General features: G+C 63.2%; 11 protein-coding genes. 5 read left to right on the top strand and 6 right to left on the bottom strand.

The window, feature by feature from the left end; translation table 11 throughout:
- Positions 1 to 6: 6 nt before the first annotated feature.
- The 6 genes from E5554_RS04880 to E5554_RS04855 all read right to left on the bottom strand — a co-directional run bounded on the left by E5554_RS04880 (position 7) and on the right by E5554_RS04855 (position 8690).
- Positions 7 to 1293, bottom strand: coding sequence for an acetyl-CoA C-acetyltransferase (locus E5554_RS04880; RefSeq protein WP_136186129.1), 1287 nt, complete (start codon positions 1291 to 1293; stop codon positions 7 to 9).
- Positions 1290 to 3536, bottom strand: coding sequence for an acyl-CoA dehydrogenase (locus E5554_RS04875; protein WP_136186128.1), 2247 nt, complete (start codon positions 3534 to 3536; stop codon positions 1290 to 1292). Before E5554_RS04875 ends, E5554_RS04880 begins: the two co-directional genes overlap by 4 nt.
- Before the next feature lie 183 nt (positions 3537 to 3719).
- Positions 3720 to 6680: a PAS domain-containing protein gene (locus E5554_RS04870; protein WP_136186127.1), complete on the bottom strand. Its 2961-nt coding sequence runs from the start codon at positions 6678 to 6680 to the stop codon at positions 3720 to 3722.
- Positions 6681 to 6700: 20 nt separating this feature from the next.
- The gene (locus tag E5554_RS04865) at positions 6701 to 6940 is read right to left on the bottom strand and encodes a hypothetical protein (protein WP_136186126.1); all 240 of its coding nucleotides are present in this window, start codon (positions 6938 to 6940) and stop codon (positions 6701 to 6703) included.
- A gap of 29 nt (positions 6941 to 6969) precedes the next feature.
- Positions 6970 to 8265 (bottom strand): sorbosone dehydrogenase family protein, encoded by a 1296-nt coding sequence (locus E5554_RS04860; RefSeq protein WP_136186125.1) that lies wholly within the window; start codon positions 8263 to 8265, stop codon positions 6970 to 6972.
- Entirely contained in the window at positions 8262 to 8690 is a 429-nt protein-coding gene (locus E5554_RS04855; protein ID WP_136186124.1) for a DUF2231 domain-containing protein, read from the bottom strand. The genes E5554_RS04860 and E5554_RS04855 overlap by 4 nt, the downstream gene beginning before the upstream one ends.
- A 186-nt stretch (positions 8691 to 8876) precedes the next feature.
- Here E5554_RS04855 and E5554_RS04850 point away from each other — a divergent pair, with 186 nt between their 5' ends.
- Genes E5554_RS04850 through E5554_RS04830 form a run of 5 tightly spaced genes read left to right on the top strand, consistent with a single transcriptional unit; the run spans position 8877 to position 14368 of the window.
- The gene (locus E5554_RS04850; RefSeq protein WP_136188258.1) at positions 8877 to 9845 is read left to right on the top strand and encodes a cytochrome c oxidase subunit II; all 969 of its coding nucleotides are present in this window, start codon (positions 8877 to 8879) and stop codon (positions 9843 to 9845) included.
- On the top strand, positions 9842 to 12364 hold the full coding sequence (locus tag E5554_RS04845) for a cbb3-type cytochrome c oxidase subunit I (protein WP_136186123.1): 2523 nt from the start codon (positions 9842 to 9844) through the stop codon (positions 12362 to 12364). Before E5554_RS04850 ends, E5554_RS04845 begins: the two co-directional genes overlap by 4 nt.
- A complete protein-coding gene (locus tag E5554_RS04840) occupies positions 12361 to 12738 on the top strand; it encodes a hypothetical protein (RefSeq protein WP_125990379.1) in 378 nt (125 codons plus the stop codon). The genes E5554_RS04845 and E5554_RS04840 overlap by 4 nt, the downstream gene beginning before the upstream one ends.
- Positions 12735 to 13331 carry a cytochrome c oxidase assembly protein gene (locus E5554_RS04835; protein WP_136186122.1) on the top strand — a complete coding sequence of 199 codons (597 nt, stop codon included), beginning with the start codon at positions 12735 to 12737 and terminating at the stop codon, positions 13329 to 13331. The genes E5554_RS04840 and E5554_RS04835 overlap by 4 nt, the downstream gene beginning before the upstream one ends.
- Positions 13328 to 14368: a c-type cytochrome gene (locus E5554_RS04830; RefSeq protein ID WP_136186121.1), complete on the top strand. Its 1041-nt coding sequence runs from the start codon at positions 13328 to 13330 to the stop codon at positions 14366 to 14368. The genes E5554_RS04835 and E5554_RS04830 overlap by 4 nt, the downstream gene beginning before the upstream one ends.
- Positions 14369 to 14372: the final 4 nt, after the last annotated feature.

Below are 14372 nucleotides of genomic sequence, written 5' to 3'. Positions count from 1 at the left end.
CCTCCTTCACAGCCGTTCGATCAACATGGCGCCGCCCTGGCCGCCGCCAATACATTCGGTAGCGATGCCGCGCCTCAGCCTTAGCCGCTCCATCGCCTGAACCAGATGCAGTGCGATCCGTGTGCCACTCGTGCCCACGGGGTGCCCTAGGGAAATCGCGCCGCCATCGACATTGAGGCGCGAGGGATCGATGCGCCCGGCTGCCCCCTCAAGGCCCAATATGGTGCGACAGAATGCTTCGTCCTCCCATGCGGCAAGGCAGGCCAGCACCTGCGCAGCGAAGGCTTCATTCAATTCCCACAGGTCGATGTCCGCCAATCCATGGCCATTGCGTTTGAGGAGCGCCGTGGAGGCGAGCACCGGGCCCAGGCCCATGATCTCGGGATCAAGCGCCGACCACTGGCTGTCGACGATCCGCGCGCGGGGTATAAGGTCATGGCGCTCGACGGCCTCTTGCGAGGCGAGAATGGTCCAGCAGGCGCCGTCGCTGATCTGCGAACTATTGCCCGCAGTGACCTTCCCATAAGGACGCTCGAATACCGGTTTGAGGGTCGCGAGCTTCTCTGTGCTGCTGTCGGGCCGCACGCCATCATCCTGGGAATATACGGTCCCATCCTTGGCAAAAGCAGGAAGAAGTTCCCCCTCCAGCCATCCCTCCGCCTGCGCCCTGGCAAGACGCTTGTGGCTTTCGACGGCATAAGCGTCCGCCTCCGCCCTCGATATGGAGAAGAGGTGCGCCAATATTTCGGCGGTCTGGCCCATGCCAAGATCGGTGATGGGATCAGTGAGGCCGCGTTCCAGTCCGATGATGGGCTTGAGGAAGTCGGGACGAAATCCGCTGGCCGCTTTCAGCGAGGCCAAGGGGCTGGTCTTGTCGCCCTGCATCGCGGCGAACCATTGGACGGCATCCTGGCGAAACACGAGCGGGGCGTGACTGAGCGCCTCAGCACCGCCGGCCAGGATGAGATCGCTGCCGCCATCGGCGATATAGCGGTAGGCAGTGTCCATCGACTGCATGCCCGAACCGCAATTGATCTGAACGGTAAAGGCGGTCGTCTGCGTCCCGCAGCCCAGACGCAGTGCAGCGACGCGCGCCGGATTGGCCTCATCTGCGATGACGTTGACGCACCCCAATATGACCTGATCGAAGTCCGTGGGGGCAAATTTCTGCCTTAGCAGGAGGGGGCGCCCACATTGTACCGCCAGGTCAACAGGCGTGAACGGGCCGGGGCCGCCACGTGCTTTGAGAAAGGGCGTGCGGGCGCCATCGACAATGTAGACCGGCCGGCTCATTCGGCGGCCTGTGCCAAGTCCGATGCAGCAGAATTGCGCCGCAGATCTTCGGGCGCGAAATCATCGACGGCGATGACGTCCGCGACCGCTCGATCTGCCTCTTGGAGCTGCGCCAGTTCTGCGCTCGACAGCAGGCCGCGTTCGCGCGCCTTGGCCCAATCTTTAATCCGCGCCTTGCGCAGCCGGTCGTGGATCGGCTGGGTATCGACCATCAGGCGGAAGGCTTCGGTCAGGCGGGCGACAGGTTCTTCCGGGCCGCCGATGAAGACATTGTCGATTAGCCGTTCGCGCGCTGGGCAGGGTTCCAGGATGATCTGCGCGCACTGACGGATGGTCCGGTCCGTCGGGCCATGACGACGCCGGCCAAAGGGGAGGATGAACAGGCGCAGCATCCAGCCGACGGGCCGCGCCGGGAAATTCTCGATGATCTCGACGAACCTTTGCTCGATCGTGGCAAAGCCGCTGTCCATGCACCAGGCGAGCAGGGGAAAATCATCATCCTGGCGCCCTTCATCCTCCCAGCGCTTGAGCGCGCCGGAAAGAAGATAGAGTTCGGACAGGATGTCACCCAGCCGGGCGGACAGGAGTTCGCGCCGCTTGAGCTCGCCGCCCAGGGTCAGGAAGGATATGTCGGATATGAAGGCAAAGGTCGCGGCATAGCGGCTCATCTGGCGATAATAGCGGGTCGCCCGCCCGGCTTTGGGCGCCGGTGCAAACAGGCCGCCGGTCCAGTTACGCGCGAAAGCGCGGATCGCGGTCTTGAGCGCGTGGCCGACATGCTTCCACAGCACATCGTCGAACTGCGCCAGCGCCCGCCCGCGATTGGCATCTGCGACCGCGCGGATCTCCTTGAGCAGATAGGGGTGGGAGCGGATCGCGCCCTGGCCAAACACCATCAGGCTGCGGGTGAGGATATTGGCGCCCTCGACCGTGATGCCGACCGGGATCGCGCGATACTGATTGCCGAGATAATTATTGGGCCCATCGATCACCCCCTTGCCGCCATGCACATCCATTGCGTCGTTGATGACGGTCCGCATGCGTTCGGTCGCGTGGAGCTTGAGGATCGAAGAAATGACGGCGGGATGGTTCCCCTGATCGAGCCCCGCGCAGGTCAGGCGGCGCGCGCCATCGAGCAGATAGGCATTGGCCGCGATCCGCGCCAGCCGCTCCTGTATCCCCTCGAACTTGCCGATCGGCAGGTTGAACTGGGAGCGCACCCGCGCATAGGCGCCGGTCGTATGAGCCGCAAAAGCGCCGGCGGCTGCAGACAGGGAAGGCAGGGAAATGCCCCGGCCGGCCGCCAGTGCGCTCATGAGCATTTTCCAGCCCTGGCCGACGCGATCCGGGCCGCCGATGATGTTGTCGAGCGGGATGAACACGTCATGGCCCTCATTGGGGCCGTTCTGGAAACTCTGCATCGAGGGGATATGCCTGCGCCCGATCGACACGCCGGGAAGGTCGGTGGGGACCAGCGCGACGGTGATGCCGATCTCGTCCTGCCCGCCCAGCAGATGGTCGGGATCGCGCAGCTTGAAGGCGAGGCCCAGCAATGTCGCGACCGGACCCAGGGTGATATAGCGCTTGCGCCAGTTGAGGCGGATGCCGATCACCTCCTCGCCGTCCCACTGACCCTTGCAGATGACGCCTTCGTCGACCATCGCCGCCGCATCGGAGCCGGCTTCCGGGCTGGTCAGGCCGAAAGCGGGAATCTCGCGACCATCAGCCAGCCGCGGCAGCCAGTGGTGCTGTTGTTCTTTGGTTCCAAAGCGCAGGATGAGTTCGCCCGGCCCCAGACTGTTGGGGACCATCGCAGTGACCGCGGCAGATACGGAACGGGTCGCGATCTTGCGGACAATCTCGCTATGGGCGAAATTGGAAAAACCAAGGCCGCCATATTCCTCGGGAATGATGATGCCGAAGAATTTTTCCTGCTTGAGATAGTCCCAGGCTTCCTGCGACAAGTCGTGCGTTTGCCAAGTCATGCGCCAGTCGTCGATCATGCCGCACAGCTGTTCGACGGGACCATTCATGAAGGCCTGCTCCGCGTCGGTCAGCCGGGCGGGCGGTACGGCAAGAAGCTGATCCCAATCCGGATTGCCGGTAAAGAGGGCCGCGTCCCACCAGCTGTTGCCCGCCTCGATCGCTTCGCTCTCCGTAGCGGAAAGGGCGGGCAGGGCTGCCTCGACGAGGGAGAAGATCGGGCGGGTCAGGATTTCACGGCGGGCGTTGGCAAGCATCATCTCTGTCCTTTTTGCTTGCCCCATGAACGCGGAAGACCCCGTACATGATCCGTCGCGGCCTGAAGCCTTGCCTGAAACTCAGCCGCAAAATCTTGTCAGGCCGACCGCCGGTCGTACCGCAAGATTGACGATCTCTTGATATTGGAGGCGGCGCAGTGCTCGGTCGATTGCCGCCTCGCGGGATCAGGGCAGCATATCGCCAATCCGCTTTGCCAATGCGTCCATCGCGAACGGCTTGGTGACGAGCGCCATATTGGGCGCGAGCTGGCCATTGCCGATGACGGCATTTTCAGCATAGCCGGTAATGAACAGGACCTTGAGATCCGGCAGGAGGCTGAGTGCGGCATCGGCAACCTGTCGACCGTTCATCCCGCCGGGCAAGCCCACATCCGTGATCAGCAGGTCGATTGCCACGCCATTTTGCAACAGCCGCATGGCGCCTGGGCCGTCCATCGCTTCCTGCACATCATAGCCCAGTTCCTGCGCTATCTCGACAACGAGGAGCCGAACCGTGGGTTCATCATCGACCACCAGGATCGTACCGCGTCGTGGTTCATTGCTGGCCGCCTGCTCACTCAGCGATGGAATGACTGACGCGTCCTCGCTTTCCTCGTCTTCCATGAAGTGGCGGGGCAGATAGAGGCACATGGTCGTACCCGTCCCGACCTCGCTATAGATCCGCACATGGCCGCCGGACTGACGTGCGAATCCATAGATCATCGATAGGCCAAGGCCAGTGCCTTCGCCCAGCGGCTTGGTCGTGAAAAAGGGATCGAAGGCGCGGGAAATCACCTCTGGCGTCATGCCCGTGCCGGTGTCTGTCACGCAGATCGAGACATATTGGCCCGGTTCCAGATCGCGCTCGCGCGCTGCTGCGTCGTCCAGCCATTTGTTTGCGGTCTCGATCGTGATGCGCCCGCCATCTGGCATCGCATCGCGCGCATTGATGCAGAGGTTGAGCAGCGCATTTTCAAGCTGATTGGGATCGACCAGGGTTGTCCAGATACCGGCCTTGCCGACGGTCTCGACCTCTATCTGTGGTCCCACCGTGCGCCGGATCAGCTCTTCCAGATCGAAGATCAGCCGGTTGGAATTGACCGGTTTGGGATCAAGCGTCTGCCTGCGGGAGAAGGCGAGCAGGCGGTGGGTGAGCGCAGCGGCGCGGCGCACGGCGCCCTGGGCGGCGACGGAATATTTGTCGATTTCGCCGACCCGGCCCTGCGCGATACGTATCTGCATCATTTCCAGGGCGCCGGAAATGCCCGTGAGCAGATTGTTGAAATCATGGGCTAGGCCACCAGTCAGTTGGCCGACCGCTTCCATCTTCTGCGACTGGCGCAGGGCGTCCTCAGCCTTGTCGCGCTCGGCCGTCTTGGTCTCGACCTCCTCGATGAGCCTGCGACGATCCTCCTCAAGCTGGCGCTCGACAGCCTTGCGGGCGGACATGTCCTGCATCGCCCCGACCATACGCAGCGGCTCGCCGGCAGGCGTACGCAGAACATAGCCGCGATCGAGGACATCGGCATAGCTGCCGTCGCTGCGGGCAAAGCGATATTCGTCGGTCCAGTCAGTCCCTTCGCCATCGATCACCGCGTGAATGCTGTCATTGATCCGCTGCCGGTCATCCGGGTGGATATGGTCCAGCCACCACCCGCCGGTCGGTTCGACATCTTCGAGCCTGTGCCCATAGGCATGCTCAAGCGCGATGTTCCAGGTCACATGATCGTCGCGGAAATTCCAGTCCCACACCGCATCATTGGTAGCCCGTCCAGCAAGACGCAGCCGCTCCTCGACCTCCCGCAAACTGGCCTGCGCCTGGCGATCGGCGGTGACGTCCTGCACGGTACCGATAAGACGGATTGGGTCCTGCCCCTCGAACATTACCAGGCCCTGGGCATGGATATGCCGCTCGATCCCATCCTCGATCCCGACGGTCCGATACTCGGTGTCGAAAATGCAGGTGCCGGCCGGATCGAGCGCGGCGCGCACCGCTGCGTCGGCCCCTTCGCGATCCTCGGGATGCAGGCCCGCCAGAAAGGCGGTTTCATAGCTGACGGGGGCACCGGGATGCAGGCCAAAAAGGGCACGACAGCGATCGTCCCATTCAAGCTGTCCGGTCTGCGGCCAATAGTCGAACTGACCAAGGCGGGCCGCGCGTGTCGCGAGTTCCAGCTTTTCCCGGCTTGTGGCCAGAGCTTCGCGCGAAAGATGCGAGGCCGTTACATCGGTGGCCGTGCCGAACCACTCAAGGATATTGCCGTCATCGTCGAGGATGGGGACGGCGCGGGACGCTGTCCAGCCGATGGTGCCATCAGCCTGACGTACGCGATGCTCCAGCATGAAGGGCGCCCTGGCTTCGATGGCGCGGGCGATCGCGTCCATCACGATGGAATGGTCATCCGTTGGAACATAGAGTTCAAGCCAGCGAACAGATGGTGCTTGCGTGTCGACGAGGAAACCACGTCCGTCGAGGTGGCGCATTTCCTGCCAGTCGGCGCTCATCTGATAGATTGCGTCGGAGGTCGCGCTTACCAATGCGCTGAAACGCGCTTCGCTTTTCTCCAGCCTTGCCCGTTTTTCCTCGATCCTGCGGGCGTCCGTAGACTTCTGCGTCACATCCACCGCGATATCGAGAACGCCGACGATATCGCCTGCGTCGTCGCACAACGGACTGTAGCAGAAGGTCCACCATGTATCCTCGGCATCACCATTGCGGGTCATGACGAGGTGCATGTCCTCGACCGAAACCGTCTCGCCGCCAAGGGCTCTATCGAGCAGGGGCGAGAGCTCGGACCAGATCTCGGGCCAGACATCGCACATCGATTGGCCAAGTGCTGCGGGGTGACGAGCTCCCAAAAAGGGCGCATAGGCATCATTGTAGAGGAATATCTGCGCCTCCCCCCACATGATGAACATCGGAAAATCCGAGGCGAGCGAGAGCTCGACCGTGGTCCGCAGCGAAATTGGCCAGCCGGCCTTGGCTCCCAGTGCCGTTTTCTCCCACGGGAAAGAGGCTATCCGTGTTCTGAGCGAATCCGCGTGCGTGGGCGCCGGAGAAAAAATGGAGGCCATGACTCGGGGATAGACGGACTTCGCCATCCTGTCACCGCGCACGACGGCGTTCTTTCCATCCACTTGGCGCATTTAACCTGATATTGCCGCTATTACTCGACGGCTTCAGTCCTGGGGGCGGCCGATCCTGCGCGGTTATCGCTGTTAACCTCATCCGCGCCGGTCTTGTCGGCCCTGAAATAGCCGATCGCAACCACGATGAGCAGAGCCGCAATGACGAGCGCGAGGCTTGTTACCAATATGGACCGGGTCACGGTGGTACGCGATCCGCTGCGTGCCTCGACTTTCGAGAGATGGGTCACCGTCTCGCCGTCTTCCTGTCGTTTCTCCATTTTCTCTCTCCTTGCCCCTTTTCCTGATGTCAGTGACGGATTGGGGCTATCCGCCAGACGCTGTTGGATAGATCATCGGCGACCAGGAGCGCGCCATGGACCGGATCATAGCTCACGCCCACCGGTCGTCCGCGCGCATGTCCATCCTTGACGAACCCGGTCAGGAAGTCCTGGGGCTTGCCGGTCGGCCGCCCATTGGCGAAGGGAATGAAGACCACCTTGTAGCCGGCCAGATCCTGCCTGTTCCAGCTGCCATGCTCCCCGACGAAGGCGCCCTGCGCATAGGTGGGGCCAAGACCGGGGCTTGTTGCAAAGCTGATACCGAGTGCCGCGACATGGGATCCCAGGGCATAATCGGGCCGGATCGCGCGTCGCACCAGATCGGGCTGCTGCGGACGCACCCGCGGATCGACATTCTGTCCCCAATAGCTGTAGGGCCAGCCGTAAAAGGCCCCGGGACGAACCGCAGTCATATAATCGGGCACCAGTTGCGGTCCGAGCTCATCGCGTTCGTTCACCACGGCCCAGAGCCGGCGCGTCTGCGGCTCAACTGCAAGGGCTGTCGGATTGCGGATGCCCGAGGCATAGGTGCGATGCATGCCGGACTGGCGATCAACCTCCCAGATGACGGCACGATCTTCCTCCACCGCCATGCCGCGTTCGCCGACATTGCTGTTGGAGCCGATACCGACATAGAGTTTCGATCCGTCCGGGCCAGCTGCCAGCGATTTGGTCCAGTGATGATTGATGCGCGAGGGCAATTTGGTCACCTCGACGCCGGGCGTGGTGATGCGCGTCTCGCCCTCGCGATAGGGAAAGCGCAGCAGCGCGTCCTGTGTCGCGACATAGAGCTGGCCCTCGACCAGGGCGAGGCCATAGGGCGCATTCAACCCGGTGATGAGCGTACTGCGCAATTCGGCGCGGCCATCGCCATCGGCATCGCGCAGCAGGGTGATGCGATTGCCACCCTTTACCGATGTCTTCCCCATGGCCTTGATCTGGGTCGCGATGACATCCTTGGGCCGCAGGGCGGGGGCCGATCCCCCTGAACCTTCCGCCACCAGAATGTCGCCATTGGGCAGCACCAGCATCTGGCGCGGAATGGCGAGCTCCGTGGCAAAGGCCGTCACGCTAAAGCCGGCCGGTGCCGTCGGCTTTTCATTGCCCCAGCCTGCGGGCGTCGCGATTTTCATCGGCGGCAGCAATGTCTGGCGCTGATCGGGCAGGTCCGGCCGGTCGCCGGTCTGGTCAAGGCCAGGCTGGCTACGCCCGCAGGCGGCAAGCGCCAGGAGACTGGCGCCCAGAATGAAGGCACGCACGGTCATGGCCGAACCTCCCGATAGCTCGCGAAGGCCGTCCAGCCCGCGGCAAGGGCAGCCAGGCTGCTGAGGAGGGAAAGGATGAGGCCGATGGTCCCGACCGAACTCCAGCCGTCGCGGCTATGCTGGAAGGCGTTTGTGAGCCCGCAGGCCCACATCAGCGCCAACAGCAGCAGATAAAGGCCATGCTGCCGACGTGCCGGCCCTTTGGCGCGCGCCAGCGCGATAAAGGCCCATAGCAGTACCAGGCCGCCGCCAATCAGTGCGCCGGTGATCAGCCAGGCCGAAAAATTGCTCCACTGCATTTCCGCGCTGTTGAGATAGGTGATGTCCGACAGCAGGGCAGCGGGAAACAGGGCGACCGGCCAGGCGAGCAGCAGGCCGTGAAGCGGATGGAGCAGGGGCCGGGTGCGCGGCGGGGCGCTGGGCAAGACAGGTCTCCTTGTCGAAGGAAGAAGGATCCCTCGCCAATGCGCCGGCTGGCTTTTGGTTTCGCCGACACCGGCAATTCATCCACTTGTTACGAAACAGAAATGTTTGAACCGGATGCCGCTTCGCGTGTTGGCACGAAAGACGCTGCACATAGGATGCAGCGCAAAAGGGGTGACGCGGGCGCAATGCGCAATCCATGGCTCTGGACCATTTTACTGCTCGGCCTTGGCGCCTGCAATGCGCATCAGTCGGCCCTCCATGTCTTCGGCGCCGAAGCACGGCAGGTGCGCGAGATGGCGATCCTGTTGACCATCGGTGCGGCGATCATCGTGACGGTCATGGTCCTCATCTATGTTCGCGCGCTTCGCGCTCCGGAAGGGGCGCTCAGCCATCGTGGCGGCATGCGGATCATCTTGTGGCTGGGCGCCATCGGCCCGGCCCTGATCCTTGGCGCGCTGCTTCTCTACGCTTTGCCTGCCATGCGCCCGCGCGACACGGCGCCTGGCGACCTCACCATTCGGGTCGAGGGCGAGCAATTCTGGTGGCGGGTCGCTTATGGGGCATCACGCGCGGGGCCCGGACTTGTTTCTGCCAATGAAATCCGCATTCCCGTGGGCCGGACGGTGATCCTTGAACTCGGCGCGCAGGACGTGATCCACAGTTTCTGGATTCCCGGTCTTGCCGGCAAGATGGACATGATCCCCGGACGGACCAACAGGCTGGTCGTGCGCGCCGAAAAGGCCGGCCGCTTCCGGGGCGTTTGCGCGGAGTTTTGCGGCCTGTCGCACGCGCTGATGGCCTTCGACGTGATTGCCATGAACCCAGCGGATTTCGACGCATGGCTGGCGGGCGCGCGCTGGGCCGGCAAGGGCCTGGTCCCATCGAGGGGCCAGTCTCTCTTCGATGCGCATGGCTGCGGCGCCTGCCATGCCATCCGGGGAACCGCGCATGATGCGGCGATCGGGCCTGACCTTAGCCGTTTTGGACAGAGGCGGACGCTGGGGGCCGGGATATTGCCACCGACCACCGCCAATATCGCCGCCTTCATCCGAGCGCCCCAGATCGCAAAGCCAGGCGCGCGCATGCCAGCCTATCCCCAGCTGTCCGAGCAGGAGGCCATTGCCATTGCCCATTATCTCGAGGGGCTGAAATGAGCCTCCACGATCAGGATGACCCGGCGCTACGCGCGGCGCAGGAAGAAAGGCTGCGCGCGGTGTGGGCGCCGCCCAGGGGGATCTTCCTGCGCTGGACCGACTGCAACAATAATCGCGTCGGCGTCTGGTATGTGCTGACCGCCTTTGGCTTCATGCTCTTTGCCGGCGTGCTCGCGCTCATCATGCGCACCCAGCTTGCCGTGCCCGACAATGATCTGGTTGGGCCTGGTACCTTCAACCAGCTCTTCACCCTGCACGGCTCGATGATGATGTTTCTCTTCGCCGTGCCGATGTTCGAGGCGGTGTCGATCATCCTGCTGCCGCAATTGCTGGGCGCGCGCGACCTGCCATTTCCCCGCCTGTCGGCCTTTGGCTACTGGTCCTTCCTGATTGGCGGGCTGTTCGTCGGGGGATCGATCTTCTTCAATGCCGCCCCTGACGGCGGCTGGTTCATGTATCCTCCGCTGACCACCCGCACAGACCTGTCGGGGCTCGGAGCCGATATCTGGATGCTCGGTCTTTCCTTCATCGAGGTGTCGTCGGTCGCCGCCGCAGTCGAACTGATCGTCGGCGTGCTCAAATGTCGACCGCCGGGCATGCGGCTCAATCTCATGCCGCTATATGCCTGGTACATACTGGTTGTGGCGGTGATGATCCTCTTTGCCTTTCCGCCGCTCATCGCCGGCGACATATTGTTCGAAATGGAAAGGCTGCTCGACTGGCCCTTCTTCGATGCGCGCCGGGGCGGGGATCCGCTCCTGTGGCAGCATCTGTTCTGGATCTTCGGTCATCCCGAAGTCTACATCATATTCCTGCCCTCGATCGCGCTGTTCGCGATGCTGGTGCCGACCTTCGCCAACCGCCATCTCCTGGGCTATCCGTGGATCGTGCTGGCCGCTGTGGGTACCGCATTCCTGTCCTTCGGCCTGTGGGTCCACCACATGTTCACCACCGGGCTGCCGAAGATCAGCCTGGCCTTCTTCTCGGCCGCCTCCGAAGCCGTGGCCATTCCGACCGGCGTCCAGATCTTCGTGTTCATAGCAACGCTGTGGGCAGGCCGGGTCACCTGGTCCACACCCCTTCTCTATGCGACCGGCAGCCTCGCCATTTTCGTGATTGGCGGCCTTACCGGCGTCATGGTGGCGGTGGCACCGTTCGACTGGCAGGCGCATGACAGCTATTTCGTCGTCGCCCATCTCCATTACGTGCTGATCGGCGGCACGTTGATGCCGCTTTTCGCCGGCCTATATTATTATTGGCCGTTGGTGACGGGCAAGAAACTGTCCGACCGGCTTGGCCGGATCGCTTTCTGGATGCTGTTCGTCGGTGCCAACCTGACCTTCTTCCCGATGCATCTTTCCGGGCTCATGGGCATGCCGCGGCGCGTCTTTACCTATCCGGCCGAACTGGGGCTGGGCGGGCTCAACATGGCTTCCACCCTGGGGGCCTGGCTGTTTGCCGCGGGGGTGGCGGTGATATGCGTCGATCTTAGCCTCTCGCCGCGCCGTGTTCGGGCCGTCCGCAATCCCTGGAATGCGGGCACGCTGGAGTGGCTCGCCCATCCCGAGGACGAGGACTGGGGCATAAGGTCGGTGCCATTGATCGAGAGCCGCTATCCAATCTGGGACCAGACAGATTTCGTGCGCAAGGTGGATGAGGGCCGCTTCTTCCTGCCCGATGCAGAGGAAGGGCGACGCGAGACGATCGTTACGAGCGTCCTTGATGCCCGGCCACTGGCAGTGATCCGCCTGGGAACCCCTAGCATCAAGCCCATGCTGACGGCGGTCGCGCTCGGCGGGGTCTTCATCCTCACCACCTATCATCTCTACTGGGCTGCGCTCGTCAGTGGCGTTGCCACACTCGCCATGGCGCTGTGGTGGCTCTGGACCGGGACGGCCGAAATTCCCGAAAAGCCGTGCAAACCGATCGGCCACGGCCTTGAGCTGCCGCTCTATCTCTCCGGGCCCTCTGCGCCAGGCTGGTGGGCGATGTTCATCACGATGATGGCCGATGCGACGGCTTTTTCCGGGCTCATCTTTGGCTATTTCTTCTTCTGGACCCGCCATGCCGATTTCCCGCCGGTCGCTCTGGCGGACGGTCCCGGCATGGCCTGGCCCATGCTCGCATTGTTCTTGGGCATCGCAAGCTGGCTGCTGACGCTCGGCGCGCGGGAGGTGCATGCCCGCAAGCATGTCGACATGGCACGGCTCTGCCTCTTGGTCGCGCTGCTACTCAGCCTTGCCGGGATCGGGGCAGGGCTGGCCGGCCCCTGGACGCATGGCATGGACCCGCAGGCGCACAGCTATCCTGCAATCGTGTGGACGCTCGCCATCTGGGCCGCGGCCCATGCGGGCGTTGCTGCCATCATGCAGGGCTATGCACTCGCGCGCAGTCTCGCCGGGCGCATGGACCCGGTGCATGACGCGGATCTGCGCAACGTCACCGTCTACATGCATTTCTATGCGCTAACCGCGATCGTCACCTATGCGACGATCGGCCTGTTCCCGCAGGTCACATGAGCGAGCGAGGCAAATGGCATGAGCGGCTCAAGGTCACGCTCTGGACGCTCATCATTCCACCAGCGATCTGGGCGGGGCATTTCCTCGCCTCCTATCTTTGGGCGGCCATCTCCTGTGCCAAGGCCGGGCGCTTTGCCAGTTTTCCGCTGCTGTTCGTCATCGGCACGATGCTTGCGCTGCTGATGATCGGACTTTCGGGATGGATCGCCTGGGCGCAGGCCCGCCTGCCGGGCAATCCGCCGCCCCATGAGGACTCGACCCGGATCGACCGGCTCCGTTTCCTGGCCAAGTCGACCTTGCTCCTGGCAGGGCTGAGCTTCGTCGGCGTGCTGTTCACGGCACTTCCGGTCATCTTCCTGCGAGACTGCCGATGAAACGCGCCGCACTTGCCGCCGGCCTCGCGCTGGTACCGATCGGCTGGCTCCTCGCTGGCATGCCGCTTGGCATGACTGGCCATATGGGGGGGCATATGATTGCCGTGGCGATTGCAGCGCCTTTTCTTGCCATTGGCCTGTCTCAAGGGCGGCTTGATCCTGCGCGTCTCTGGCCCGGCCTCACAAGTCCGATGGCGATGATGCTGGTGGAACTTGTCACAGTCTGGCTCTGGCACCTGCCGGCCCTTCGCGCGGCGACAATGACCTCCCTCCCATTGCTCGGGCTCGAGCAGCTCTGTTTCCTTGGCGCAGGTCTGCTGCTTTGGTCATCGGTGCTCCGCGCCGATCATCGGGCCGCTGGCATAAGTGCCCTGTTGCTGACATCGATGCACATGACCCTGCTTGGTGTCCTGATCGGCCTCGCGCCAAGGCCTCTCTATGCGGCGGCGGATCATCATCATCTGGCCGGCATGGACCCGCTGATCGACCAGCAACTGGCTGGTGTCCTCATGCTGCTGGTCGGCGGGGCCAGCTATTTCATCGGTGGTCTTGTCCTGTTGGCGAGCCTCCTTCGCCAGAGGGGGGCGGCATGATCCTTCGCATCAGCTTGAAGCGCGCAATTGTCGCGTTGCTCGTACTTGGGGTTCTTGGGATGCTGTTCGCCTGGTCCGGGGCCATGCAGATTTCCGCGTCGTCGGGCCATTGGCGTATTACCGACTGGTTCCTTCACTGGACGATGCGCAATTCCGTGCGGACTCATGCCTGGCTGGACGCACCGCCCGACCCGCTCGACGATGAGGGCCTGGTCAGTGCAGCAGGGCATTTCCGTCAGGCCTGCCAGGTCTGTCATGGCGCGCCGGGTGTACGGCCATCACCCGTGATGCAGCAGGCAACCCCGCCGGCGCCTGATCTTGCCCGGACGGCGGGGGAATGGCGGGATCGCGAATTATTCTGGATCATCCGGCATGGCGTCAAATTCACCGGCATGCCGGCCTGGGCGGCGGCTGATCGACCGGACGAAGTAAGGCGCATGACCGCTTTCGTCCGGCGCTTGCCGCATATGACGGCGGCGCAATATCAAGCGCTGACCCAGGCTGGCGAGGAGGGACGTCTGCCCGGCGTTGCTCCGGCAACCTTGTCGGCTTGCACAAGCTGCCATGGCGTGGATGGTCGGGGGAGGGAGCAATCCGATATTCCGGTCCTGGCTGGGCAGAGCGCGGCCTATCTGGTCGCCAGCATGCGCCAATATGTGTCGGGGAAGCGCAGCAGTGCGGTCATGCAGACGGCGCTGGCAACGACCGGGCGCGAGGACATGGCGAGGCTGGCGACCTATTTCTCTGCGATGCCCGGGCTGGCGAATGTTGCCACCACACGCAGTTCACCGGGGGTGGATCGTTTCGGTCAGCCCCTGCCCGCCTGCAGCAATTGTCATGCAGTCGGCAAGGCGGCGCCCATTCTTGCCGGACAGAAGCCAGGCTATCTTGCTGCGCGCCTGCGGCTTTGGCAGCAAGACGATAATGTCATCGACGCGCGCCTGCCGCCGGATACCATGGCGATGATAGCAAGACGTATCCCGGTCGATAAGATCGATGAACTGGCACGGACCGTGGCGCAGTCCGGTTCGGACTAAGGGG

Origin of the sequence: Sphingobium sp. PAMC28499, assembly GCF_004795815.1 — a bacterium.
Classification (GTDB): Bacteria; Pseudomonadota; Alphaproteobacteria; order Sphingomonadales; family Sphingomonadaceae; genus Sphingobium; species Sphingobium yanoikuyae.
This window is presented reverse-complemented; position numbering and strand designations above follow the sequence as displayed.

Excerpts from the sequence above, each read along its gene's own strand:
- E5554_RS04880 (WP_136186129.1), bottom strand. The coding sequence starts at position 1,293 with ATGAGCCGGCCGGTCTACATTGTCGATGGCGCCCGCACGCCCTTTCTC.
- E5554_RS04875 (WP_136186128.1), bottom strand. The coding sequence starts at position 3,536 with ATGATGCTTGCCAACGCCCGCCGTGAAATCCTGACCCGCCCGATCTTC.
- E5554_RS04870 (WP_136186127.1), bottom strand. The coding sequence starts at position 6,680 with ATGCGCCAAGTGGATGGAAAGAACGCCGTCGTGCGCGGTGACAGGATG.
- E5554_RS04865 (WP_136186126.1), bottom strand. The coding sequence starts at position 6,940 with ATGGAGAAACGACAGGAAGACGGCGAGACGGTGACCCATCTCTCGAAA.
- E5554_RS04860 (WP_136186125.1), bottom strand. The coding sequence starts at position 8,265 with ATGACCGTGCGTGCCTTCATTCTGGGCGCCAGTCTCCTGGCGCTTGCC.
- E5554_RS04850 (WP_136188258.1), top strand. The coding sequence starts at position 8,877 with ATGCGCAATCCATGGCTCTGGACCATTTTACTGCTCGGCCTTGGCGCC.
- E5554_RS04845 (WP_136186123.1), top strand. The coding sequence starts at position 9,842 with ATGAGCCTCCACGATCAGGATGACCCGGCGCTACGCGCGGCGCAGGAA.
- E5554_RS04840 (WP_125990379.1), top strand. The coding sequence starts at position 12,361 with ATGAGCGAGCGAGGCAAATGGCATGAGCGGCTCAAGGTCACGCTCTGG.
- E5554_RS04835 (WP_136186122.1), top strand. The coding sequence starts at position 12,735 with ATGAAACGCGCCGCACTTGCCGCCGGCCTCGCGCTGGTACCGATCGGC.
- E5554_RS04830 (WP_136186121.1), top strand. The coding sequence starts at position 13,328 with ATGATCCTTCGCATCAGCTTGAAGCGCGCAATTGTCGCGTTGCTCGTA.